The sequence below is a fragment of the Salibacterium sp. K-3 genome, from assembly GCF_054052005.1.
In genome coordinates, this window is record NZ_JBSVZE010000001.1 from 1,754,919 (window position 1) to 1,779,869 (window position 24,951).

26 protein-coding genes and 1 tRNA gene are annotated in these 24,951 nt (G+C 47.5%); 23 read left to right on the top strand and 4 right to left on the bottom strand.

Going from position 1 to position 24,951, the window contains the following annotated elements; translation table 11 throughout:
- The first annotated feature begins 29 nt into the window (after window positions 1–29).
- From miaB to hfq, 8 genes are all read left to right on the top strand, one after another.
- Window positions 30–1,652 (top strand): tRNA (N6-isopentenyl adenosine(37)-C2)-methylthiotransferase MiaB, encoded by a 1,623-nt coding sequence (gene miaB / locus ACW9JV_RS08730; RefSeq protein ID WP_457333342.1) that lies wholly within the window; start codon window positions 30–32, stop codon window positions 1,650–1,652.
- Complete coding sequence (locus ACW9JV_RS08735) at window positions 1,652–2,083, top strand: RicAFT regulatory complex protein RicA family protein (RefSeq protein WP_457333344.1); 432 nt, start codon at window positions 1,652–1,654, stop codon at window positions 2,081–2,083. The genes miaB and ACW9JV_RS08735 overlap by 1 nt, the downstream gene beginning before the upstream one ends.
- A 214-nt stretch (window positions 2,084–2,297) precedes the next feature.
- On the top strand, window positions 2,298–2,864 hold the full coding sequence (gene cotE, locus ACW9JV_RS08740) for an outer spore coat protein CotE (RefSeq protein WP_457333346.1): 567 nt from the start codon (window positions 2,298–2,300) through the stop codon (window positions 2,862–2,864).
- A gap of 100 nt (window positions 2,865–2,964) precedes the next feature.
- The gene (gene mutS, locus ACW9JV_RS08745) at window positions 2,965–5,607 is read left to right on the top strand and encodes a DNA mismatch repair protein MutS (RefSeq protein ID WP_457333349.1); all 2,643 of its coding nucleotides are present in this window, start codon (window positions 2,965–2,967) and stop codon (window positions 5,605–5,607) included.
- 14 nt (window positions 5,608–5,621) lie between these two features.
- On the top strand, window positions 5,622–7,505 hold the full coding sequence (gene mutL / locus ACW9JV_RS08750; RefSeq protein ID WP_457333351.1) for a DNA mismatch repair endonuclease MutL: 1,884 nt from the start codon (window positions 5,622–5,624) through the stop codon (window positions 7,503–7,505).
- A 289-nt stretch (window positions 7,506–7,794) separates the two neighbouring features.
- Window positions 7,795–8,580: a class I SAM-dependent methyltransferase gene (locus tag ACW9JV_RS08755; protein ID WP_457333353.1), complete on the top strand. Its 786-nt coding sequence runs from the start codon at window positions 7,795–7,797 to the stop codon at window positions 8,578–8,580.
- On the top strand, window positions 8,577–9,497 hold the full coding sequence (gene miaA / locus ACW9JV_RS08760; RefSeq protein ID WP_457333355.1) for a tRNA (adenosine(37)-N6)-dimethylallyltransferase MiaA: 921 nt from the start codon (window positions 8,577–8,579) through the stop codon (window positions 9,495–9,497). The genes ACW9JV_RS08755 and miaA overlap by 4 nt, the downstream gene beginning before the upstream one ends.
- Before the next feature lie 54 nt (window positions 9,498–9,551).
- The gene (hfq, locus tag ACW9JV_RS08765) at window positions 9,552–9,806 is read left to right on the top strand and encodes an RNA chaperone Hfq (RefSeq protein WP_457333357.1); all 255 of its coding nucleotides are present in this window, start codon (window positions 9,552–9,554) and stop codon (window positions 9,804–9,806) included.
- A gap of 43 nt (window positions 9,807–9,849) precedes the next feature.
- On the opposite strand, the gene ACW9JV_RS08770 is transcribed toward hfq, so the two are convergent.
- Window positions 9,850–10,851, bottom strand: a complete 1,002-nt coding sequence (locus ACW9JV_RS08770) for a tyrosine-type recombinase/integrase (protein ID WP_457333359.1) — start codon at window positions 10,849–10,851, stop codon at window positions 9,850–9,852.
- Window positions 10,852–10,972: 121 nt separating this feature from the next.
- Between ACW9JV_RS08770 and ACW9JV_RS08775 the strand changes: the two genes are divergently transcribed.
- The 5 genes from ACW9JV_RS08775 to glnA all read left to right on the top strand — a co-directional run bounded on the left by ACW9JV_RS08775 (window position 10,973) and on the right by glnA (window position 16,337).
- A complete protein-coding gene (locus ACW9JV_RS08775) occupies window positions 10,973–11,899 on the top strand; it encodes an AAA family ATPase (RefSeq protein ID WP_457334680.1) in 927 nt (308 codons plus the stop codon).
- Complete coding sequence (gene hflX / locus ACW9JV_RS08780) at window positions 11,896–13,143, top strand: GTPase HflX (RefSeq protein WP_457333361.1); 1,248 nt, start codon at window positions 11,896–11,898, stop codon at window positions 13,141–13,143. Before ACW9JV_RS08775 ends, hflX begins: the two co-directional genes overlap by 4 nt.
- A gap of 14 nt (window positions 13,144–13,157) precedes the next feature.
- Window positions 13,158–14,432, top strand: coding sequence for a methionine gamma-lyase family protein (locus ACW9JV_RS08785; protein WP_457333363.1), 1,275 nt, complete (start codon window positions 13,158–13,160; stop codon window positions 14,430–14,432).
- Between the two features lie 92 nt (window positions 14,433–14,524).
- Entirely contained in the window at window positions 14,525–14,917 is a 393-nt protein-coding gene (locus tag ACW9JV_RS08790) for a MerR family transcriptional regulator (RefSeq protein WP_457333365.1), read from the top strand.
- Between the two features lie 73 nt (window positions 14,918–14,990).
- A complete protein-coding gene (glnA, locus tag ACW9JV_RS08795; protein WP_457333367.1) occupies window positions 14,991–16,337 on the top strand; it encodes a type I glutamate--ammonia ligase in 1,347 nt (448 codons plus the stop codon).
- A gap of 220 nt (window positions 16,338–16,557) precedes the next feature.
- On the opposite strand, the gene lexA is transcribed toward glnA, so the two are convergent.
- A complete protein-coding gene (gene lexA, locus ACW9JV_RS08800; protein WP_457333369.1) occupies window positions 16,558–17,181 on the bottom strand; it encodes a transcriptional repressor LexA in 624 nt (207 codons plus the stop codon).
- A 162-nt stretch (window positions 17,182–17,343) separates the two neighbouring features.
- Between lexA and ACW9JV_RS08805 the strand changes: the two genes are divergently transcribed.
- The 9 genes from ACW9JV_RS08805 (at window position 17,344) to ACW9JV_RS08845 (ending at window position 23,889) form a co-directional block, all read left to right on the top strand.
- Window positions 17,344–17,538, top strand: a complete 195-nt coding sequence (locus ACW9JV_RS08805) for a hypothetical protein (protein WP_457333371.1) — start codon at window positions 17,344–17,346, stop codon at window positions 17,536–17,538.
- 16 nt (window positions 17,539–17,554) lie between these two features.
- Window positions 17,555–18,220 carry a YneB family resolvase-like protein gene (locus ACW9JV_RS08810; protein ID WP_457333373.1) on the top strand — a complete coding sequence of 222 codons (666 nt, stop codon included), beginning with the start codon at window positions 17,555–17,557 and terminating at the stop codon, window positions 18,218–18,220.
- A gap of 140 nt (window positions 18,221–18,360) precedes the next feature.
- Window positions 18,361–18,600: a DUF896 domain-containing protein gene (locus ACW9JV_RS08815; protein WP_457333375.1), complete on the top strand. Its 240-nt coding sequence runs from the start codon at window positions 18,361–18,363 to the stop codon at window positions 18,598–18,600.
- A 194-nt stretch (window positions 18,601–18,794) separates the two neighbouring features.
- The gene (gene tkt, locus ACW9JV_RS08820) at window positions 18,795–20,792 is read left to right on the top strand and encodes a transketolase (protein WP_457333377.1); all 1,998 of its coding nucleotides are present in this window, start codon (window positions 18,795–18,797) and stop codon (window positions 20,790–20,792) included.
- Window positions 20,793–21,042: 250 nt separating this feature from the next.
- Window positions 21,043–21,471: a sporulation inhibitor of replication protein SirA gene (sirA, locus tag ACW9JV_RS08825; protein WP_457333379.1), complete on the top strand. Its 429-nt coding sequence runs from the start codon at window positions 21,043–21,045 to the stop codon at window positions 21,469–21,471.
- Window positions 21,472–21,588: 117 nt separating this feature from the next.
- Window positions 21,589–21,813, top strand: coding sequence for a YneF family protein (locus ACW9JV_RS08830; protein ID WP_306897663.1), 225 nt, complete (start codon window positions 21,589–21,591; stop codon window positions 21,811–21,813).
- A gap of 182 nt (window positions 21,814–21,995) precedes the next feature.
- Window positions 21,996–22,502: a CcdC family protein gene (locus ACW9JV_RS08835; RefSeq protein WP_457333381.1), complete on the top strand. Its 507-nt coding sequence runs from the start codon at window positions 21,996–21,998 to the stop codon at window positions 22,500–22,502.
- A 235-nt stretch (window positions 22,503–22,737) separates the two neighbouring features.
- Window positions 22,738–23,232: a CBO0543 family protein gene (locus ACW9JV_RS08840; RefSeq protein ID WP_457333383.1), complete on the top strand. Its 495-nt coding sequence runs from the start codon at window positions 22,738–22,740 to the stop codon at window positions 23,230–23,232.
- A 363-nt stretch (window positions 23,233–23,595) separates the two neighbouring features.
- A complete protein-coding gene (locus ACW9JV_RS08845) occupies window positions 23,596–23,889 on the top strand; it encodes a group II intron maturase-specific domain-containing protein (RefSeq protein ID WP_457334682.1) in 294 nt (97 codons plus the stop codon).
- Here the strand turns inward: ACW9JV_RS08845 and ACW9JV_RS08850 are convergent.
- On the bottom strand, window positions 23,817–24,245 hold the full coding sequence (locus ACW9JV_RS08850) for a DUF2621 domain-containing protein (RefSeq protein WP_457333385.1): 429 nt from the start codon (window positions 24,243–24,245) through the stop codon (window positions 23,817–23,819). The genes ACW9JV_RS08845 and ACW9JV_RS08850 overlap by 73 nt on opposite strands.
- A gap of 136 nt (window positions 24,246–24,381) precedes the next feature.
- On the opposite strand from ACW9JV_RS08850, the gene ACW9JV_RS08855 reads away from it, so the two are divergent.
- Window positions 24,382–24,819 carry a YueI family protein gene (locus ACW9JV_RS08855; protein ID WP_457333387.1) on the top strand — a complete coding sequence of 146 codons (438 nt, stop codon included), beginning with the start codon at window positions 24,382–24,384 and terminating at the stop codon, window positions 24,817–24,819.
- Window positions 24,820–24,830: 11 nt separating this feature from the next.
- On the opposite strand, the gene ACW9JV_RS08860 is transcribed toward ACW9JV_RS08855, so the two are convergent.
- Window positions 24,831–24,927: transfer RNA gene (locus ACW9JV_RS08860), tRNA-Sec, on the bottom strand.
- Window positions 24,928–24,951 lie beyond the last annotated feature (24 nt).

Below are 24,951 nucleotides of genomic sequence, written 5' to 3' on the forward strand. Positions count from 1 at the left end.
TTAGACTGGAAAGGAACGGTGACTTTCTGATGAACGAAGAAGAAAACCGGCAGACATCTGCCGGTTCCCTGCCCTCGGACCAAAAATCCAGCAGCGGCGGAAACCCGGCGGAGAATAAAGACTTCAGTAAATACTTTGATTTTTCCGGAGCGGAAATGGAAGAGAAAGAAGACGGTCGGCAGTATATGAAAATCGGCGGCCGCAGCATTTTAATCAATGACCAGCCCGATTATAAAAAAGGGCGTAAACGAGGACGAGAGGAAGTGGAAGTCCACTACGATTTTTCCATTCCGCCGCATATGAAAAGCATTGGAGCCGGAAAACGGTATTTAATCCGTACATACGGCTGTCAGATGAACGTACATGATACGGAAAACATGGCCGGGATCCTGGAGGAAATGGGTTTCACGGAAACAACGGAAGCGGAAGACGCTGATGTTATTTTTCTCAACACCTGTGCAATCCGCGAAAACGCTGAGAACAAAGTGTTCGGTGAAATTGGTCATTTAAAAAAACTGAAAAAAGAAAAACCGGAGCTTATTCTCGGGGTATGTGGCTGCATGTCACAGGAAGAATCCGTCGTCAATAAAATTATGCAGAAACACCAGCATATTGACCTGATATTTGGCACCCATAATATTCACCGGGTTCCGGACCTTCTATGGGATGCGATTCAGGGCAAAGAAATGGTTATCGAAGTATGGTCCAAAGAAGGCGATGTTGTCGAGAATATGCCGCGTAAACGGGCTGGAAATACACAGGCCTGGGTTAATATTATGTACGGCTGCGACAAATTCTGTACGTACTGTATTGTGCCCTACACGCGCGGAAAGGAACGGAGCCGCCGTCCGGAGGATATAATTGACGAGGTGCGGGATCTGGCACGTCAAGGATATAAAGAGATTACACTGCTGGGGCAGAATGTCAATGCATATGGAAAAGACCTGGAAGAAAATTACGGTCTTGCTGATCTGATGGATCAACTCCGTCTCATTGATATTCCTCGTATCCGTTTTACGACAAGCCATCCGCGCGATTTTGACGATCATCTTGTGCAGGTGCTCGCCCAAGGCGGAAATCTTGTGGAACACATTCATCTGCCGGTGCAGTCCGGCAACAATGAAGTCCTGAAATTAATGGGGCGTAAATATTCAAGAGAAGAATATGTGGAACTTGCGCGTAAAATCAAGGAAGCGATACCGCATGCGTCTTTTACAACGGATATTATCGTAGGCTTTCCAAATGAAACGGAAGAACAGTTCCAGGACACTCTTTCATTAATGAGAGAAATGGATTACGACAGTGCATTCACCTATATCTATTCTCCGCGGGATAAGACGCCTGCCGCCCAGTTTGAAGATAACGTGCCGCAGGAGGTCAAAAAGGACCGTCTGGCGAGGCTCAATGACGTCGTGCATGAGATTTCAGCGCGTCGGAATAAAGAACTGGAAGGACAAGTGGTGGAGGTTCTTGTGGAAGGAGAAAGCAAGAAAAATGCCGATATTTTATCCGGACGTACGAGAACAAACAAACTTGTAAACTTTGAGGGACCGAAATCATCCATTGGAGACATCGTGTATACCCGTATTCATGAAGCAAAAACCTGGTCGCTCAACGGCGAGATGGTGGAAACAGCAGAGGTGAAAAAATAATGAGTGAATCTGTATATTCCAGGCAGGAAGTATTGGACAAGGCGCGGGAGCTGGGAAGCCTTATTTCCGAAACGGAAGAAGTGGATTTTTTTAAGCGGGCCGAAGCCCAGATCAACCGTAATGTACGTGTACAGGAGCTTATCCAGAAAATAAAAAACAAGCAGAAGCAGGCCGTGAATCTGCAGCACTATGAAAAAAAGGAAGCGTTGAAACAGGCAGAAGACGAACTGGCTGCTTTAAATGAAGAGATTGAAAGTATTCCCATTGTGCAGGAATTCCAGCAGAGTCAGAAAGATGTAAATGAACTGCTGCAGCTGGTATCCACGACGATTTCCAATAAAGTTACCGATGAAATCATCGAATCCACCGGCGGCGACAAATTAAAAGGAACGACCGGTCCTTCTCCATTTATGGACTTAAAAAACCAGTAATACGGCTATGTTTCCCGGATCTTTCTGTTCAGTCAGGAAGATCCGGACGTAAGAATTAAAAATTTCACGTACCGTATTAATATGTAAGACAACATAAACCTTATTATTGTGTGAAATAAAATGGTCAACTTAGGCGGCTGTCCTGCATATAGTTAAACAAGAATGACAGGGAGTGCCTTAAGGGCACTCCTATGTTGGAAAGGGAGGGTCATCGATGCCGTCGGAAAAAGATGCGAAATACCGGGAAATTGTTACCAAGGCTGTGTGTGGAAAAGGAAAAAAACACTGCAAGGATACTCATGTTATTAAACCTCCTCAAAAACCTTCCAGCATCCTGGGGTGCTGGATCATAAATCATGAGTATGAGGCGGACCGAAGAGGAGATTCGATTGAAGTGAACGGCCGCTACGATGTGAACGTCTGGTACTCTTACGAAGACAACACGAAAACCGATGTGACTACGGGCAATGTTACGTATACGGAATTGGTTCCGCTGAAAATGAAACAGAAAGAACTGATCTCCGATGAAGTGGATGTGATCGCACGGGTGATAAAACAGCCGAATACGCTGGAAGCGGCAATTGGAGAAAAAGGTAAAGATGTTGAAGTGGAGGTGGAAAAGGAGTTTTCCGCGGAACTGGTAGGGGAAACGAAAGTATGTATTCAAATACATCCCGATGCCGAAGACGATGATTATAAAAATGTGAAATGGGAAGAACAGGTTTCGGAAGAAGAACTGAAAAAGATTGATACAGATTTTCTTGAAGACAAAGATCAATAGCCAAGATGTTAAGTCCGGTTCATAAACCGGGCTTTTTCCTTTATTCGGGCGGCATATGATATAATATAACTATACATCACTCAGCAGTGGAGGAATAGACGTGGCCGAAGAAACACCAATGATGAAGCAGTACAAGGAGATAAAATCACAGTACGAAGATACATTTTTATTTTACCGCCTCGGTGATTTCTACGAATTATTTTTCGATGATGCGGTTGAGGCAGCCAGGGAACTGGAAATCACCCTTACCAGACGGGGGAGCAGTAATGAACAGCACATACCGATGTGCGGGGTACCGTATCATTCCGCGGAACAATATATTTCCACCTTAATCGAGAAAGGGTACAAGATTGCCATCTGCGAGCAGGTGGAGGATCCAAAAACGGCCAAAGGCGTGGTAAGGCGCGAAGTGGTTCAGGTTATAACACCGGGAACGATTATGGAAGGCAGGGCGGTACGGGAAGACGAAAATAATTTTACTGCCGCTCTCTACCCTTGCGAGGACGGAACGGCCGCTTTTGTAAAAGCTGATTTGACAACAGGGGAAACCGAAGGATCGGTACTGGATAAAGATACAAGGGAATGGCAGCGTGAAATGACGAGGACAGGTATCAAGGAGCTCATTGTTCCTTCTTTTTTTGATCAGGGAGATATTCCGTATGCTTCCGTTCTCTGTTCAACAGAGGAAGATGCGGAACTGAAACAGGAATTCATGCCGCTTCTGCCGGAAAACGCAGGCCGGAAAGTGGAAAAAGCATTTGCTTTATTGACGAATTATTTCGCCCGGACCCAGAAGCGTTCCTTATCACATTTGCAGGGAATGCATCTTTACCGTCCGAAAGACAGCATGCAGCTGGATATTCATGCGCGCCGTAATCTTGAATTGACAGAAACGATGATGGAACATAAAAAGAAAGGATCACTGCTGTGGCTCATGGACCAAACCGTAACTGCCATGGGAGGACGCCTCATAAAAAAGTGGATCGAACAGCCGCTTTTGGATGTGCAGGAGATCGAGAACCGGCTTTCGCTGGTTGAATCTTTTCTCGCTCATTATTTTGAACGAGAGGAATTAAGGGACAGGCTGCGGTATGTATATGATCTGGAACGGCTGGCCGGCAAAACCGCATACGGCAACGTAAACGCCCGGGAACTGGTGCAGCTGCGGCGTTCGCTTCAGGAACTTCCGGCTCTTTTTTCCCTGCTTGAAACGCTGGCCAATGAAAATATGAAAGCGTGGACAGAACGGGCCGCTGATTTTTCGGACCTCCGCTCGCTGTTGGAGAACAGCCTCTCCGATGACCCTCCAATATCGATTACAGAAGGAGGACTTTTTAAAGAAGGCTATCACGAAAAACTCGATGAATACAAAGAAGCGAGCAAAAACGGAAAAGACTGGATATCGGGCCTCGAAAAACAGGAACGGGAAGCCACCGGCATCAAGTCATTGAAAGTAGGGTTCAATAAAGTGTTCGGGTATTATATTGAAGTCACCAAGCCGAACATCCCTTATCTTCCGGAAGATAGATATGAACGCAAACAGACATTAACCAACGCGGAACGCTACATCACTCCGGAGTTAAAAGAAAAAGAGGAAATGATCCTCGGCGCGGAGCAGCACAGCACGGAACTGGAATATCAGTTGTTTTTGGACATCAGGGAAAAAGTGAAAGAGTTTCTGCAGCCGCTGCAGCAGACAGCCCGTGTGATCAGTGAAATCGATGTCCTGCAGGGATTTGCTGTATTAAGTGAGCGTATGCAGTATGTCCGCCCGGCGTTTTCCAAAGAGCGGCGGCTTGCTATCACCGACGGCCGCCATCCGGTCATCGAACAGATGCTCGATCATGGAGAATATGTCGCAAACGATATGGACCTCGATCGTGAAAGGGAAATTCTTCTGATTACAGGGCCTAATATGGCCGGCAAAAGCACATATATGCGCCAGACAGCACTGTTGTCCATTATGGCGCAGGCAGGCTGTTTTGTTCCGGCAGAAAGCGCGGAACTACCTGTATTTGATCAAATTTTTACAAGGATCGGGGCATCAGACGATTTAACTTCCGGACAGAGCACCTTCATGGTGGAAATGCTCGAAACAAAACAGGCGCTGTCGATGGCAACCCCGGACAGTCTGATTTTACTGGATGAAATCGGCCGGGGCACGTCCACGTATGACGGTATGGCACTGGCACAGTCGATTGTGGAATATATTCATGAAGAGATCGGTGCCAAAACATTATTTTCCACTCATTATCATGAGTTGACGACGCTGGAGGAGACGCTGTCGAAATTATTCAATGTTCACGTTCGTGCCGTGGAAGAAGAAGGATCCATCGTATTTCTCCACAAAGTAGAACAGGGAAAAGCCGACCGCAGTTACGGGATATATGTCGCGAAGCTGGCCGAGCTTCCCAAAAACGTGCTAGAGCGCGCGGAAACATTGCTGCATGAGTTTGAAGGACAGGAAAAGGCCGGCGCCTCCACTGAAAATGAAGGAGCGGATATAACGTCGCGAAATACAGACGTTTATGAGCAGGATTCCTTTCCGGAACGTACTTCTGCCGGAGAGGCGGAACAGCTGGCATTGTTTGATCCGCCTCCTTCAGATAGGGAACATATACAAAGGCGGGACCAGGAGACACAATCGGTTATTGAAGGAGTGAAAAATGCTGATGTACTGCATATGTCACCGCTCCAGGCGTTGGAACTCCTATATGAGTACCAGCAGAAACTGAAACGGTAAGGAGGAAATGTGTAATGGCGGAGGTAAAAAAACTGACCGACGAACTCTCCAACAAAATCGCGGCGGGAGAAGTGGTGGAACGCCCTGCTTCCATCGTAAAAGAGCTCGTGGAAAATGCCGTCGATGCCGGAAGCACACGGATTGATATCGACGTCGAAGAAGGCGGCTTATCGAAAATCCGGGTCGTGGACAACGGCACCGGCATGACCAGGGATAATGCTGAGCTTGCTTTTCTGCGCCACGCAACCAGTAAAATCACATCCGAACGCGATCTGTTTCAGATTGCGAGCCTTGGTTTCCGCGGAGAAGCTCTCCCCAGTATTGCCGCGGTGTCCAACCTTGATATGACGACCGGAACAGGAGAGGGAGAAGGGACGCTTATCCGTTACCAGGGCGGAAAGCGGATCGCCCTTTCCGCGGCAAAAGCCCGTAAAGGCACGGATATTACGGTGCGGGATTTATTTTTTAACACCCCGGCCCGCCTGAAATATATGAAAACGATCCATACAGAAATCGGAAACATCAGTGATGTCGTAAACCGCCTTGCGCTGGCGAATCCGTCCGTTGCTCTGAGGTTGTCCCATAATGGGCGTCAGCTTCTTTTCTCAAACGGAAGCGGTGATATAAGAGCCGTTCTGGCTTCCATTTACGGACGGCGCACCGCTGAAAAGTTTCTTCCTGTGAAACAAACGTCCATGGACTATACCATTTACGGTATGGCGGCCGAACCGGAAGTAAACCGCGCGTCCCGGCAGTATATTTCTACATTTATCAACGGCCGGTATGTCAAGCATTATCCGATTGTAAAGGCGGTGGAAAATGCCTATCACACCCTCCTTCCGATCGGCCGGCACCCGATGATTGTGCTGCATATTGAAATGGATCCGGTATTGATCGATGTGAATGTTCATCCGGCAAAACTCGAAGTGAAAATCAGCAAGGAAAAAGAACTGCTCTCCCTTATTGAACATGCATTAAGAGAAACCTTGCAGAAAGAAGCGTTTATTCCGGAAGTGGAGCAGTCCCGTGCTAAACAGCCGCGCTCGGAACAGACGGCACTGGAACTGGAGGAAGAGACACCCCGAACGAGCGATAACACCGAAGCTGCGAAGCCCTCTTTTCTATACACCGGAAGCAGGAATGAAACATCGTCCGTTTTTCCGGAAGAGACACTGGAACCACCGGACGCAGTGTACCCGCAAGAACAGACGGAATCCGGACAAAACAATGCGGACGCTCCGTTTTCAGAGACAGATAAAAAACCAAAAAGACCGCCGGCAGAAGAAAGCCGGAGCACTTCCTCAGGACGGGATCACCGTGTTCCGGCACTCGAGCCGATTGGACAGCTTCACGGAACTTACATTTTAGCCCAGAATGAAAATGGTCTGTACATTATTGATCAGCATGCCGCCCAGGAACGCATTTATTATGAGTATTTTCGTGAGAAGATAGCCGATACAAACAGGCATCTGCAGGAACTGATGGTTCCGGTTACGATCGAGCTGTCACCGGAAGAAGAGAGAGTGGTATCGACCTATGAGGCGGAGCTGAAGCAGGCCGGCGTGTACCTTGAACCGTTCGGCTTCCGTACGTACCGCGTATCTTCACACCCGTCCTGGTTTCCTGAAGGAGAGGAAGAGAGCACCATCCGTGAATTGATCCAGCAGCTGCTCGAGGATAAACAGATCAGTGTGGCGGCGCTGCGCGAAGAAGCTGCCATATTGATGTCCTGTAAAGGAGCGATCAAAGCCAACCGGCATCTCCGCCACGATGAAATCCAGTCGCTGCTGGCCGATCTGCGCCGATGTGACACCCCGTTCACCTGTCCGCACGGAAGGCCCGTACTTATTCATTTCTCCGGCTATGACATGGAAAAAATGTTCAAACGGGTCATGTAGCTGAAATGTTTACATCTTCGTCACAAATTCGGAGATAATGAAGATAAACGGTGTGTTACAATACACAAAAAAGGTTTGAGAAGGAGAAATGACCAATGACTGCGCTGGATTTAATCATCGTACTAAGCGTTTCAGGCTTTGCTATTTTCATCAGTACCATCATGGCTGTTTATCTAATGAAACAATCACAGTCTGATCATTAAAAACGTTTACTGCCGCAGATCCCTTTGTCGTATAAAGGGATTTTTTACTGTAATCAACCAGGCAGTATAGAAAGCGGGGGATCCGGGTGATCGTTACAACGGCGAAAAAGGCCCTTGCCGAAGAAACAGAAGAAGCAAAGCGATTGGCTGAAAGCTGGGGCCTGGTATTTGAACCCCGCCGCAAACGTTCGTTTCAGCAGTGGCTGGCGCAGGCCGGAGAACCTATTTATGTGGTTGGAGACCGGGGGGACAAACTATATCATCCTGCTGCGGCAAAGCCGCTCGAATTTCATCCAAGCATGGCCTGGATCCGGTACCAGCGGCTACAAAAGGGTGGACAGGACCCGATCGTAGAAGCGATGGCGCTGAATCCGGGCATGACGGTTCTTGATACAACGATGGGACTTGGATCCGACAGTATTACCGCCAGTCTGGCAGTAAAAGAGACGGGGCACGTGACAGCAGTGGAATGGAACCCTTATACCGCCCATCTGGTGGGGAAGGGAATGCAGAACTGGGAATCATCGTCGAATGAATTTAACCAGGCGATGCGCCGCATTGAAGTGAGGTCCGGCAGCTCTGAAAAGGTGCTGGAACAACTGGCTGCTAACAGGTATGATATCGTGTATATGGATCCGATGTTTGAAGAAGCTGTGGAAGATTCTCCTCATATGGCGCCGCTGCGGTTATTTGCCACCCACCGGCAGCCGGGGAAAAAAGAGGTGCTTGAAGCGGTACGCGCGGCTTCATGCCGGGTGGTTATAAAAACAAGAACGCTTCCCTCCTTTCTTCAGGATCTTGGGTTTACCTGGCGGAAGCGTTCAGGTTCGGTGTTTTCGTATGCTTTATATCAAAAAGGAGAACAATCATGAACAAAGATAAAGTCGTTGTCATTGCCGGTCCAACGGCTGTCGGAAAGTCAGAGGCGGCCGTCCGGCTTGCTGCGCATGTTGACGGGGAAATTCTAAGTGGAGATTCCATGCAGATATATAAAGGTCTGGATATCGGAACAGCAAAAGTATCCGAGGACGAAAGGCGCGGTATTCCTCATTATTTTATCGATGAACGGTTTCCTGACCAGACGTATTCGGCCGCTGATTTCCAGCAGAAAGCAGCAGAGCGGATTAAAAATATCAATGAACGTGGAAAACTCCCTATTATTGCCGGGGGGACGGGACTCTATATCCGCGGGGTTATCCGAAACCTGGATTTTCATGATACACCTTCCGATCCTGATTTCCGCCGGGAAATGGAGCAGTTCGCAGAGAAGTACGGCCCGCAGCCTCTGCATGACAAACTTCGGGACATAGACAGGCAGAGCGCAGCAGAGATACATCCCAATAACATAAAAAAAGTCGTACGTGCCCTCGAGATCCATCATCTCGGAGGACAGACAAAGCGGCCGTTTGAATCGGAAGCATCAGCACCCTATCATCACTTAATGATCGGATTGACGATGGAGCGCAGCGTGCTGTACCGGCGAATCAATAACAGGGTGGACCAAATGATAGAGCAGGGGCTTGTGGAGGAAGCGAAATGGCTGTACGATTATTATTCCCCTCATGTGCAGGCCGCGCAGGCTATCGGTTATAAAGAATTTTTCCCTTATTTTGAAGGGCGCTGTTCGTTTGATGTGGCGGTGGAAACATTAAAACAACATTCGAGAAACTATGCAAAAAGACAGTTGACGTGGTTCCGGAACAAAGAGAAAGTTCACTGGTTCGATATGACACACGGATCTCTCGAAGAAAAAATAGAAAAAATGATCCGCTTGACAGCAGGAAAATAAAACCGGCTGTCGAATAAGTATCAATATAGAGTATGATGAGGGGGACTTTATTCCATGAAACAGCCGGTTAATATTCAGGATCAATTTCTAAACACCCTGCGCAGAGAGAAAATCCCTGTCACTGTCTTTCTGCTGAACGGTTTTCAACTCCGGGGACAGGTGAAGGCCTTCGATAATTTTACGGTGGTGCTCGACAGTGACGGAAAGCAGCAGCTTGTTTATAAACATGCGATTTCCACGTTTGCGCCGCAGCGTCATGTGTCTCTGCAGATAGAGCCGGAATCTTCAGATTCTTCGGCTGAAACGTAACCAAAAGCTTCCAGGCTTTCCTGGAAGCTTTTTTTATGCCGGCTCAGAGCCTGCGATCTGTTGATGCGGAAGAAGAACCGTTCCGGTCGGCATAGTCGATGTACTTGTTTAATGTAAGGACGGTATTCAGACCGAGCATTTCCTGAACCTGCTCCGGACTCTTTCCGGTTTTCAACGCCCGGATAATACATGTATTACGGAGGTGCTTGGATGAAATGGACCGTTCAATCCCCGCCCGCCTGCGCTCCTCCCTGATCATTTTCTGAACCGCCACCTGGGTGAGCGGTTTAGGCCGGTCTTCTTCATAACTCCAGCGGTATGTCCGCCGCTGAAAATCAAAAGCCGCAAATACCGGGTGATGTTCTAGAAATGGCCGGACTGGATTCGGAATCGCCTGAAAATAATGATACAATAAAGACTGATCTTTTTTTGATAAAGAAACCACACGGGGATTACCGGTTTCTTCCGGAATATAAAGGAGCCCCCGCCCTTGATTGATATCTTTCAGGAAGAGAGAAGTCAATTCCTGCAGACGGAGGCCGTAGCAGAGAAACCAGCGGATGATGACGAGATTTCTCGGAGCAAGCAGCGGGCGTGCCGCTGCTTGTTTTTCACTGAGACCGGCGTCGGACTGCAGGGAATCCAGTAATGTTTTTTCTTCCGATGGATGAATAAGGTCTTCGGGTGTTAATTCTTCGGTTATTAAATCGTTCAGATCAAAATGTTTTATCGGATTTGAAGAAAATGTTCCCGTTTCATAAAGAAATCCAAAAAACTGTTTTAAGACAGTGTGAATACGTTTCTGCGTACGCGCCTGATAATGCCTTGTCCCAGCCAGAAAGGAGAAATAAGCTTCGATATGACCGGCTCCCATGATATTCAGGGCTTCGGATCCTTCGTATCCGGTGGAGACCTCCATATATCGGAAAAAGTCTTCCAGATCATATTGGTAACGGAGAACGGTACTTTTTTTTCTTCCCCTGGAGCTTAAAAATTCGAGAAAATCCCGGGCTTGTCCGGGAAGAAGCGGATTGTTTTCCGGCATACTGTTCGTCCTTTCCATAGAATGGTGCTTACATTATAGCAGAGACTGCAATCACCAATCACGCTCCAAAAACGTATAGTATGGGTAAACGCCCGCAGGATTTTGTGCTCAGAAAGAGGGGATTGCTGTGATGGTGCAGACGAAAGACCGCAGAAAAATTCAGATACAGCTCAACACCGGAAAGAAGGAAGATCCGGAAGAGCCTTTTTCCGGTGTGGGGCATTATCCGCTCTTGAAGGCGGAAAAGAGGCTGAGCGGATTGATCGGTATGGAGCCGGTGCAGACTTTTATCCGTGAAATGTATGCGCTCGTTTACGTGAATGAATGCCGGAGAAGTCTGGGGATGGAAACGTCCCGGCAGAATTATCACATGCTTTTTATTGGTAATCCCGGTACTGGAAAAACGACGGTTGCACGTATTATGGCAGTTATGCTGAAAGATATGGGCGTTCTGGAAAAAGGGCATTTTATCGAAGCGGAGCGGGCGGATCTGGTTGGTGAATATATTGGTCAGACTGCACAGAAAACAAAAGATATTGTAAAAAAAGCCGAAGGCGGGATCCTGTTTATTGATGAAGCCTATTCCCTTGCCCGAGGCGGGGAGAAAGACTTCGGCCGGGAAGCTGTGGATGCGCTGGTGAAAGCAATGGAAGATCATCAGCATGATTTTATTTTAATTCTGGCAGGGTATCCTGATGAAATGAAACAGTTTCTGCATCTAAACCCCGGTCTTCCTTCGAGATTTCCCAATACATTGACGTTTCAGGATTTTTCGGAGGACGATATGCTGCAGCTGGCCGGCAGACAGATTGATGAAAAGCAGTACCAGGCTTCAGATAGATTATGGCAGCAGCTTTCCCGCCATTTTCATCTGCTGCGGGAACCGGATTTTCGGCAGAACGGCCGTTACGTAAGAAATCTTGTGGAACGAATCATCCGGCGTCATGCGCTTCGTCTTCTGGAAGAAGGGGAAGCGATGAATAAGCACAGATTAATGACTCTGGAAGAGTCTGATATGCCGTTGGACAAAGAAGGAGTGAAAAGATGACCGAAAAAGTAATTGTGGCAGGGTGCCGATTTCCCGGTGTTTCAGAGAAGCAGTTGGCATACAACCTGGAAGAACTGACTGCTCTTGTTCATACCGCGGGCGGAGAAGTGGCGGAACACTTCATTCAGAAGCGGGAAAAACCGGATCCGGCAACGTTTATCGGGAAAGGAAAGCTTGAAGAAATCAGAGAGGCCGTAGAGGAGAAACAGGTGGATCTTGTCGTATTTCAGGATGAACTGTCTCCCGGCCAGATCCGGAATTTGGACCGGGACATCCCGGTCCGCGTCATTGACCGCACCCAGCTGATCCTTGATATTTTTGCAAACCGGGCCCATACCAAAGAAGGGAAAATTCAGGTGGAGCTTGCCCAGCTTTCGTATCTTCTGCCACGGCTTGCCGGACAGGGAGAAGCTCTTTCCCGGCAGGGTGGAGGGATTGGCACCCGCGGACCCGGCGAGACGAAACTCGAAACCGACCGTCGTCATTTATTAAAACGTATGGATGATCTGAAGCGGCAGTTAAATGAAGTGAAGGAACACCGCGAAAGCTACCGGAAACAGCGACGGAGAAACAGTGCTGTCCAGTTTGCGCTGGTTGGTTACACCAATGCCGGCAAATCAACGCTGTTGAGCAGTCTCTCGGGAGCTGAAACGTTTCAGGAAAATCTGCTTTTTGCGACGCTCGATCCGTTAACCCGGCAGATGCAGCTTCCTTCCGGCTATCCTGTACTGTTGACTGACACCGTAGGGTTTATCCGGAATCTGCCAACCACCCTGATTGCAGCGTTCCGTTCCACATTGGAGGAAGTCAAAGAAGCAGATGTGCTGCTCCATGTTGTCGATTCTTCGGATCCGTCAGCACCGGAATATATGGATACGGTGGACAAGCTGCTGAAGGAGCTGGACGCCCATACGATTCCGGTTATCACCGTCTTCAATAAAGCCGACCGGTTGGATGATAAACCTATTTTATCCAGGCCGGAACATCCCGTCCTGTATATGTCGGCGCTGAACGAACAGGATATCGACAGCCTTCAGTATCTGATGGAGGATGTGCTGAAAGAACAGATGCAGTATTATAAAGTGAAGGTGCCGGTTGAAGAAGGAAAATCCCTGGCCGACATACAGCGTCTCACCATGGTGGAAAACCAGGAAATCAGTCCCGACAGCCGGTATGTAATCTGCACCGGATATGCTCTGCCGGATCATCCGGTGCAGGGAACGATTCAACAATGGAAGAAATAGAAAGGAATCAAAGGATGAACGTAACTGAAAGTGTTAAACAATTGAAAGAACAGGCAGAGACAGCGGCATCACAAGGATATGCAGCGGTGGAAACAACGGCCGAAGCCAATCAGTATCGTCTGCTGCGGATTTTTCAGAAACACCAGGCTGCATCGATCCATATCCAGCAGGCCTCAAGCGGCTATGGCTACGATGATGCCGGAAGGGACATACTGGATACTATATACGCTGATGTATTTGGAACAGAATCAGCGATGGTGCGCCCGCATTTCATCTCAGGGACGCATGCGATCAGTGCAGCTCTTTTTGGTGTGCTGCGACCAGGGGAACATCTGCTCTATGCAGGAGCACCGTATGATACATTACAGACAGCCATCGGTCTCAACGGGGCGGAAAAAGGATCCATGATGGAATACGGAATCGACTGTACCACCGCTCCGCTCGGTGTTGATGGGTTTCCGGAACCTGGTATTCTGAGCTCCTGCCTGCAGGAAAATACAAAAGTCGTTGCCCTGCAGCGTTCCAAAGGGTATGATGACCGGCCTTCGCTGTCCATGCAGACGCTGGGGCGCCTTATTTCTGATCTGAAGACAGAGCGGCCGGATCTAATTATATTTGTCGATAACTGCTACGGAGAATTTGTGGAAGAACAGGAACCCGGCCATGCCGGAGCGGATCTAATCGCAGGATCGTTAATCAAAAATCCCGGCGGAGGACTCGTCAGAAGCGGCGGTTACATAGCAGGCAAAGCCGGACTCGTGGAACAGGCTTCATCGCGTTTTGCCGCACCCGGGATCGGTCTGGAAGGAGGCGCGATGCTGCACACTCTTCCGGAAATGTATCAGGGGCTTTTTATGGCTCCCCACATTGTAGGACAAGCACTGAAAGGTGCTCTTTTCACGTCTGCTCTCATGGAGCAGGCCGGGTTGAAAACCTATCCAGCAAGCCGGGAGGGGCGGACAGATATCGTGCAGGCCGTTGAATTCGGTGAAGAACAAAGAATGGTCCGCTTCTGCCAGGCTGTACAGGAAGCCTCTCCGGTAGATTCAATGGTTCAGCCCCAGCCTTCGCCAATGCCCGGCTATGAAGATAATGTCATTATGGCTGCAGGCACATTTATCCAGGGATCCAGTATTGAACTCACAGCCGACGGGCCTCTGCGTTCTCCTTACCGGGCATACGTTCAGGGAGGGCTGACCGTTTCCCATGTAAAATATGCCGTCACTTACGGGCTTGAGGTACTGCTGCGTGAAAAGCTGCTTTCTCTCCCGGAAGATCAGTCTATGTAATTTTCCATGTAAAAATAGTTAACATGTCATTGACTAAAAACCTCACATCATGTAGGATAAGTATAACTTCAATGAGGAAAGGGGGCAGCCAGATGAATGATCATATTCGGCGTAACATGCCTTTATTTCCCATAAGTATCGTGAAAAAACTCACGGAATTATCTGCAAGACAGGTTCGTTACTATGAAGAACACGGTCTGGTGCATCCGTCCCGTTCGGAAGGTAATCAGCGCCAGTTTTCCTTCAACGATGTTGACAGGCTTCTGGAGATTAAAAGTCTGATTGAACGGGGAGTGAATATTTCGGGCATTAAGGAAATATTTGAACTGCGTGCTGAACAGGAGCAGCCGGCCGCAGCTCTCAAAAACACAGAAAGTATGAGTGACAAGGAGCTCCGCCGCCACCTTCAGAAGGAAGTGATGATGGCGGGCGCACACGGACGGACTTCGATGATTCAGGGGCAGCTTTCACGATTTTTTCATTAGTTTGATGAACCTTCTTCTGCCGGCCGGTAGAAGATTTCATATCCATTTTACTTAAAAGAGAGGAGTTTACGTCATGGCCACAACAAAAAAAGACATTATGAGAATGGCTGAGGAAGAGAACGTAAAATTTATTCGTCTGCAGTTTACAGACCTGCAGGGAATCATCAAAAATGTGGAGATTCCGTACGACCAGCTCGATAAAGCTCTGGATAACCTGATGATGTTCGACGGATCTTCCATTGAAGGATTCGTCCGCATCGAAGAATCTGATATGTACTTATATCCGGATCTGGAGACATGGGTTGTATTTCCATGGACGCCGGAAAAAGGAAAAGTGGCGCGCCTCATCTGCGACATATATGAACCGGGCCCTGTCGGAGAAGAACCGAAGCCGTTTGAAGGAGATCCGCGCGGCATATTGAAACGCGTTCTGAAGGAAGCGGAAAATCTTGGATTCACAGACTTCAACATCGGACCGGAACCGGAATTCTTCCTTTTCAAAAACGATGAAAACGGGGAGCCGACGATGGAACTGAACGACAAAGGCGGGTACTTCGACCTTGCGCCGACCGACCTCGGTGAAAACTGCCGCCGTGACATTGTTCTTGAACTTGAAGACATGGGATTTGAAATTGAAGCTTCCCACCACGAAGTGGCGCCGGGACAGCATGAAATTGACTTTAAATATGCGGATGCTGTAACAACCTGCGATAATATCCAGACGTTTAAACTGGTTGTTAAGACGATCGCAAGAAAACACGGTCTTCACGCTACGTTTATGCCGAAGCCGCTGTTCGGCGTAAACGGATCCGGCATGCACTGCAACATGTCGCTGTTTAAAGGCAAGGAAAATGCGTTTTACGACAAGAAAACCGATTCTCAGCTCAGCGAAACAGCGATGCAGTTCCTTGCAGGAATTCTGGAGCACGCCCAGGCCTTTACAGCGTTGACCAACCCGATTGTAAACTCCTATAAGCGCCTTGTACCAGGCTTTGAAGCACCAGTATATGTAGCCTGGTCTCTGAGAAACAGAAGTCCGCTTGTCCGGATTCCGTCTTCCCGCGGTATGAGCACCCGCATTGAAGTGAGAAGCCCGGATCCGGCTGCGAACCCGTATCTGGCTATGGCATCTATGCTGGCATCCGGCCTGGACGGCATTAAGAGAAAGCTGAGTGCTCCGGAGCCGACAGACCGCAACATCTATGTCATGACGAAAGAAGAGCGTGAAGAAGAAGGGATCAAAGACCTTCCGGCTGATCTGCGTGAATCGCTCGATAATCTTCTCGGCGATGAAACTCTCGTAAATGCGATTGGATCCCACGCTATTGAGCATTTTGCCGAGGCAAAAGAGATTGAATGGGATATGTTCCGAAGCCAGGTCCACCCTTGGGAAAGAGAACAGTTCATGTCCACGTACTAACATTCAGAAGCCCTGTCACTGTAATGGTGGCAGGGTTTTTTTAGCATAAGAACATCTTGCAGGCGGGCCCCTTGCGTTTTTCTTACCAGTACAGAGGTATGGTCTTTCCAGCGTTCACGGTGCAGGAATCCGCCGGTATCAAAAAAACCGCGGAACTGTCTTTTGAGACAGCTCCGCGGTTTTTTGAGGTGCAGAACTACCGAAGCTCATGGTAAATGATCTAATGCAGGGTTCGGAAAACCCCGGTGACCTTCCCGAGAATGGTACAGTTATCGAGAATGATTGGGTCCATGGCGGCATTTTCCGGCTGCAGCCGGATATAATGATCCTCTTTATAGAATCTTTTCACGGTAGCCTCAAGTTCCTCTGTCATCGCCACAATGATATCACCGTTATCAGCAGTCTGCTCCTGTTTGACAATGACAAGATCCCCGTCATAAATGCCGGCTTCAATCATGCTGTCTCCTTCAATGGTCAATACGAATACTTTTTCATCGGAAACCATACGATCAGGAAGAGGAATATACTCATCAATGTTTTCCACTGCCGTAATCGGCTCGCCGGCTGTAACCTTACCGAGAACCGGAACATAAACAGCCTGGCTTTCAGATATGGAAACATTTTCTTCTTCCAGTTCCAGGACTTCAATGGCCCGCGGCTTCGTCGGATCCCGGCGTATATATCCTTTGTTTTCCAGTCTGGCTAGGTGGCCGTGGACGGTGGAACTTGAAGCAAGTCCCACCGATTCTCCGATTTCCCGGACGGATGGAGGGTAGCCTTTCATTTTTACTTCGTCTTTTATATAGTCGAGAATCTGCTGTTGTCTTCTGGACAGTTTAGGCATAGGCTGCACCTCATTTTCCAAATATTTATTGAGTTTATTGTACCATGGAAAACATATGTCCGCAAACACTCGTTCTAATTTTCCCTTGACGGGAACAATAGTTCTATATATACTGGTGGTATCTAAAGACGGAACAGATATTCTCATTACTGGAGGGGTAGTATGATTTCCAAATGCAAAAGGCTGAATAAACAGGAATGGATGATTCTTCTAATCTTTATCTTGTCTATTATTATGATGATTACTGTGGTGGAATGGTCGCAGGCTTCGGATGAATACAACAAAAACATGAATCTTGTAGAAGAGGAAGAGCCGTCTGATATACTGACCTATGACTGGACAGTCAACTACAAATAGAAAGTGAAGGAATGACATGACAAGCTGCATTATTTACTGCCGCGTCAGCACGACGAAACAAACACAGCAGAGTTCCCTGAAACGCCAGCAGGAAGAGCTTTTCCTGTTAGCCCAAAACCAGGGATTTCAGGTATATCAGACGATTACGGAGGAAGCCGGCGGTTATTCCCTGGAAAGGGACGGACTGCTTGAGATGATGGAGCGGTTTTCGGGAAACGAAGCAGATGTGCTCTGCGTTCAGGATGAAACGCGGCTCGGCCGTGGAAACGCCAGGATTGCGCTGCTTCATCAGCTGTCTGCTCTGGATATCCCCGTTTATACGGTAAGGGATGAAGGGCAAATGCAGCTTTCAGAAAACGACAATATGCTGATGGACATCCTGTCCTTGGTAGAGGAACAGCAGCGGCGCCTTCATAATTTAAAGATAAAGCGGGGAATGAAGCGCGCTGTTGCATCCGGTTATCACCCGGAGAACAATCTTACCGGCAATGACGGAGGAGGAAGAAAGAAAAAAGAAGCTCCGATTGAAGAAATCGTGAGACTCCGAAACAGGGAGCTTCCCTTCTATGATATTGCTGCCACCCTGCGCGGGCTTGGGTATTCCATCTCAAAGGCAACGGTTCATCGAAGGTATCAGGCCTATATGGAGGAGCAGAATACATACGGGGCGAATCAGGAGTAATTCTGATGAACGTGCTTTTCAGTATAGTGAAATCTTTTTCATCCTTTCTCATCCTGAGCAGTCCTGTTTGCATTCCCGAATTTCCTGATTTACATTTAGTATAGAACCTTACAAGGAAAAAGGGAGGTTAATCAAGGCTTATGCTATCGCAGGAAAAGATTGACCGGATTAATGAACTGGCACGCCGCTCAAAAACCACAGGATTAACAGAACAGGAAGAAGAGGAACAGCATGAACTGCGTAATGAATACCTGGCGAAGTTCCGCTCTTCATTCAAAAGTCAACTCCAGTCCGTTAAAGTAGTAGACCAGGAGGGCGATGACGTCACACCTCAAAAACTGGAAAAAGCCAAGCGCAACAACCCTCATTTCCGCGGGTGACAGCATGATCCGTTCAACCTATAGATAAAGGTAACCCTGATGATCCGTTGATCGTCAGGGTTTTTATATGTTTGCGCCCCCGTCCCCGGAGCTGAACGGACATCTCCGGTTGTGCTATCGGACATTTCCGTTTATGATAAAATAGGCAGTATATGATACATAACAGAAGTGATAAAAGAAAGGCAGGGAATCTAATGACAGCAGATCATGTAGAAGAATTGGCGGTCAATACGATACGTACTTTATCCGTGGACAGTGTGGAAAAAGCAAATTCCGGACATCCCGGACTTCCGATGGGAGCGGCCCCTATGGCGTATAAGCTGTGGTCTTCCTTTTTAAACCATAACCCCGGAAACCCGGACTGGTTCAACCGGGATCGGTTTGTTCTCTCGGCTGGACACGGTTCGATGCTCTTATACAGCCTCCTTCATTTGTCCGGGTATGACCTTTCCCTCGACGAACTGAAAAATTTCAGGCAGTGGGGCAGTAAAACTCCCGGCCATCCCGAGTTTGGAGATACACCGGGAGTGGAAGCGACCACCGGTCCGCTCGGACAGGGTATTGGTATGGCTGTGGGTATGGCTATGGCTGAACGCCATCTCGCTGCCGTTTATAACACCGAAGACATTCCTCTTGTCGATCACTATACGTATGTGCTCTGCGGAGACGGTGATCTGATGGAAGGGATATCTGCTGAATCCGCTTCCCTGGCAGGGCATCTGCAGCTAAGCCGGTTGATTATGCTCTATGACTCCAATGATGTTTCGCTGGATGGAGACCTTCATCAGGCGTTTTCCGAAGATGTGTTGAAACGGTATGAAGCCTGCGGATGGCATACGGTACTCGTAGAAGACGGCAATGACCTTGCAGCCATCGAAAAGGCGATAGAAGAAGCAAGGAATGCCGATCGTCCATCTCTTATCGAAGTGAAAACAGAAATAGGGTTCGGCTCTCCCAACAAAGGCGGCACCAGTGCGGCGCACGGAGCTCCGCTCGGAGAGGATGAAGTGAAACTGGTTAAGGATTACTATAAATGGGGATATGAAGAAGCGTTTCATATTCCGGCGGAAGTGACGGAGCACTTTGCCGCTCTGAAAGCTGAAGGGGCCCGTAAAGAACAGGAATGGAACCAGTTATTTGAAACATACAAAGCAGCCTGCCCCGAACTTGCAGAACAGTTCCGTCTCGCTGTCAAAGGCGAGCTTCCTGACGGCTGGAATGAAAATCTTCCTGTTTATCAGGATGAAAAAGCAGCGACGCGGGCTGTATCCGGCGAAGCGCTGCAGGCTTTATCACAATCTGTGCCTTCCCTGTTTGGGGGATCGGCTGACCTTTCCGGTTCCAACAAAACATTAATCAAAAAAGAAACGGACTTCAGCAGAGACGATTATCAAGGACGTAATATCTGGTTCGGCGTACGTGAATTCGCGATGGCCGCTGCCGGAAATGGACTGAAACTTCACGGAGGGGTTCATCCATATGTGTCCACCTTCCTCGTATTTTCCGACTACCTTCGTCCGGCTCTGCGTCTCAGTGCTTTAATGGAGCTTCCGCTCACCTATGTGTTTACACATGACAGCATTGCAGTTGGAGAAGACGGTCCAACGCACGAGCCGATCGAGCAGGTTTCTGCGCTGCGCGCGGTTCCGAATCTGAATGTGATCCGGCCGGCAGACGGAAATGAAACGGTGGCTGCCTGGAAAACAGCACTCGAGAGCACTCATACACCGACAGCTCTGGTATTGACAAGGCAGGGAGTGCCAACACTGCCGGGAACCGCCGAACACGCTGAGGAGGGTGTGCAGAAAGGGGCATATGTTCTAGTGAAAAGCAGCTCCCGTCCGGACGTGCTTCTTCTTGCTTCCGGTTCGGAAGTGTCTCTTGTGGCACAGGCAGCAGAAGCTCTGGAAAAAGACGGCGTGAAAGCAAACGTCATCAGCATGCCGAGCTGGCATTCCTTTGATCAACAGCCGGTTTCCTATCAGCGGGAAATACTTCCTGAGGGCATCCCCGCCCTTGCTGTTGAAATGGGTGCCTCCCACGGATGGTACAAATATACCGGAGCTTACGGCGCGGTCCTCGGTATTGACCGTTTCGGCGCATCGGCTCCAGGCGACGTCAACATCAAGGAATTCGGGTTTACGGTGGATCATGTGACCGCACGGGTAAAAACCCTTCTGGATTCGGAATAAAAGAAGACTGCTCCTTCCGGGACGATGTCCGCCCGGCAGGAGCAGTCTTTTTTTGGCATCTCATTCCACGCTATGCCGACTTCCGGGAGTCTGTACGTTTCTTATAACGTCGAGAAAAAGGACGCTTTCGACAAAAACAGTTGTTTTTATATTCAGAATATGACAGCTCTTTCACGTCTTATCAGTTATAGTGTTGTTAAACAATGTTTCTTCAGCTGCTTCCGATAAGATACGAAAGGAGTGCATATCCATGACAAGATTCCAACTCACAATTATTACCAAAGAGGTAGCTCTTCAGTATTACCAGGCAGAGTACAAGCTTTACCGCTTATTTCTGGATTACCACGAAGCCTATGAATGGGCGAGGCCGCTCTTGAAAAAACAGATCTACTATATTACGGAGCCCCTGCTGTATCCGTATTTTATCGGTACCCTGCACGAAGATTTCAAAAAATCCGGTTTTCATAAAAAAAAGCGGGACATGTATGTGAGCCGCCGTTCGGCCAGTACAATCTACTTAAAAAAACGCCAGATTATATTTGATCATGCCGGCCCGGCCAAAGAAGAATGGCAGGTATTTGACTGCCTTAAAAAAATCTCTCCGTACTTTTTTGCGGTCAATATGAAAAAAGAAACATATGGATGGCTTAAGCCGCTTAAAGTCTACTCCGTTTTATAAGTAAAAAAAGACTTCCTCTTTCCAAGACGCGGGGGATACGTTATAATTATGAAGGTTAATCATAGTAACGACTATCTACGTATCGTTGTAACGTATTAGAAGGAGGAAATGAACGGGATGGACTGGCTTTGGTTTGTACTCGTCGGTGTTGTTTGTCTATTGGCGGGTGCGGCATTAGGGTTTTTTATTGCCCGCAAAACGATGATGAATTACTTAAAGAAAAATCCCCCCATTAATGAGCAGATGCTCCGGGTCATGATGATGCAGATGGGGCAGAACCCATCGCAGAAGAAAATAAATCAGATGATGAAAGCAATGCAGAAACAACAGGATAAAAAGTAACAGAAACGAGGCTGTTTTCCGTGGATGGACAAAGTATTCCTTCGCCCGGGAAGCAGCCTTAGCTGTACCTTTTCCGGGTCCGCATTGCATCCTGGCTTTTTCCCGTTGTATGATAGAACCAATGAATTATAACTTAAAACCCTGATGCTTACGGCAGTCAGAAGTGGGAGTTGTCCTGAATCATGAGTGGCATGTTGCTGTTATCAACTGTGGGAGCGGCGATGGTGGCTCTTGCCGCCCTCTTTATCCGCATGAAGGCGATCAAAAAACCGGCCAATGTAAAAAAAATCATACTTCCACCCTTTTTTATGTCCACCGGTTTCTTTATGTTCGTGTATGAACCGGCACGCCTGGAACCTTCACAAATTGCAGAAGCCTTTTCGGTGGGACTTGTTTTTTCCCTGCTTCTAATGAAAACATCCCGTTTTGAAATACGGGGCGGTGATATTTATATGGTCCGCTCCAAAGCTTTCGTATTTCTACTGTTTTTTCTATTGGCAGCAAGGATTGTGTTCAAGCTGATCATAGGAGATGCGATTAATGTGGAAGAGCTGGCGGGGATGTTTTTTATCCTGGCCTATGGCATGATCATTCCATGGCGGATATTTATGCTGGTTCAGTTTAAAAAAATGGAAAAGAAAAAGAGGCTGCAGAATGGACGGGCCGCCCCGGTGCAGACTCACTGGTAAAAAATGCCGTCCCATCCCGATAAGTAATTCCTACTGTGATGAAAATCTAAAATAACAGTTGAAATATTGTTCAAAACCGCAGACACTTTAGCATTAAGCATACAAGAACGCTTGTAACCAAGCGTTCTGTTTTTTATATCGTCTTGTTCAACTAAAGCTCCCGTTAGTTGAATAGATATAGGTTTTACATAAACGTTTCGAAAAAAGGGGAAGATGATAAATGGAGGTGTAAACAATGAGTATAAAAAAAAAGAATTTCCCAAATTATTTATTAAACATAAGCACTATAATTGGATTAGTTTTATTACCATCTGCCATCGTAAAACGTTCATTTAAAGATTGGGTAATTGTTTACCTTGTAAGCTTTATCGGTAATCACTTTGCTGATAGTTATTTGGTATCAAAGGGGTATTTAAAATACAAAAATAAGCTTTTTAAAAAATTTAAAATCCATTTACCTTTTGATTATATTCATTATCCCTTGGTTTTACTTTACTACAACCAATGGACACTTAACAGCAGACCTATTGGAATTTTTTTGAAGGTTCTTATATTAGCAACCCTTCAAATAATCTTAGAAACCTTTGCCGCCAAAAAAACAAAATTAATTACATGGAAAAAAGGGTGGAATTGGTATCACTCATTTACGAGTATTGTATTAAAATTGTTAATATGCAGGGGTATCATTGCAGTTATTAGAATAATAAACAAAGGAAAGATTTCAGTTTAATAATGGGTGGTTGTATTGATCTGGAGAAGCTCTTTGACACGTCAACCATGACCGCCTCATGCGGACATGAATCCACCATATACAGGACGGGCGGATTTTTCGAATCATCCGGAAATACCTTCAAACCGGCATCATGGGAACCGGCTTGTTTCATCGAATACGACGGGGACGCCGCAGGGGACCTCTTCTTTCCAACAAAATATTGGATGTCCCGGAAAGCGGCGGAACGCATTTTCCAGAAGATAACGCATTCCCTGGAGAAAACGATGCGGTTGAAAGTAAACCAAACGAAGAACGCGGTGGACCGACCCCGGAAAGTTTCCGGGATTCAGCTTCACTGCTTTTTCGAATGGGCTTTCGAGAATCCGGGTTCACAAAAAGTCCTTCAAACGAGCTAAAGAATGCATCCGGGTTATTACTTCCCGCAAGTGGAGTATTTCCATGGATGACCGCATCAAGAAACTGAATCAGTTTCTTATCGGTTGGCGGAACTATTTCGCTCTGGCCGAAACGCCCATGCCATTCCGAAGAATGATGGAATGGATGCGCCGGAGACTACATGAGTGCCAAATGGAGGGGTCACCCTATGAAAATAAATGTTCGTACGGGGTGACATCAATCTGTTTCTCATTCAGTTTTTTTCTCAGAAATTTATGATCCCGTTTCGGGGTGGCTGTAATGTAGCCGCGGATCAGCAGATCTTCATCAATCCGTCGGGCGTTTTCTTCAATGGCAAGCTCCCCGACTTTGCCTGCTATTTTTTCGCGGGCGGTGTCGCGGAAAAGTTCGGGGACCGGTTCCACGAGCTCTTCCAGCAGATCTTTTTTATCCTGCGGCCATAAATGAATGGTTTGATCCAGGTAATGGTCCTGCCAGTCGAGAATGGAGCGTCCGTCTTCTTTGGGAAGTCTTTTCAAAAATTTGCGAAACATGAAATACCCGCCGATAAACATCATGACCGTTAGGAATACCGACCATGCGACAATAAACCACATAAACATATCAGAAGGCATCTGTTTCACCTCATCTATCATTATCTCAAGCGTATTCTATCATAAAGAATCTCAAAAATACATACGCCATTATTTGTTTTGATATCATCCTCCATGCAGGATTTGATATACTGTAACGGCAGAAAGGAGAGACACGATGTCGAAAAAAAACGTAAATGATTATATCGAAGAAGGTATTTATGGTCCGAAAGAAGTGAAGCCGGACGAAAAACGCAGGTTCCTCGGCACATACAGGGAAAGGGTGCTTCTTGCGTTGACAAAAGCCCAGGTGATGAAAAAGGGAACGTTTCCGGAAGTGGAAGAGACCATGCAGCGTCACCCTGATGCAGTGATGATCGTGAATGGAAAACTCGGTTATAAAGCGGTGTCCGCTTATACCAGGCTCGCCTCTAAATACAACGTGGAAGCACAGCGTGTCACATCGTTGGATAATCAAAGTGATATCGGTCTTGTGTTGACTGAAGATCATGCGGTTCACAAAGAATATGTATTTATAGAAGAAAACGAACGGGAACAGAAAGGTTCGGAAAAGTCAAAACCGTGGTGGAAAAAGTTCTTCGGTTTATTTTCTTAATGAGGAGAAAGTGGCGGGACCGTCTGGGAATCGAACCCAGCGGAGACGGCACGCGCCTCCCGGAAAGTTTTGAAGACTTTGGCGTGCACCAGCATCGCAACCGGCCCCGTATTCTGTTACGGAATGTATTTT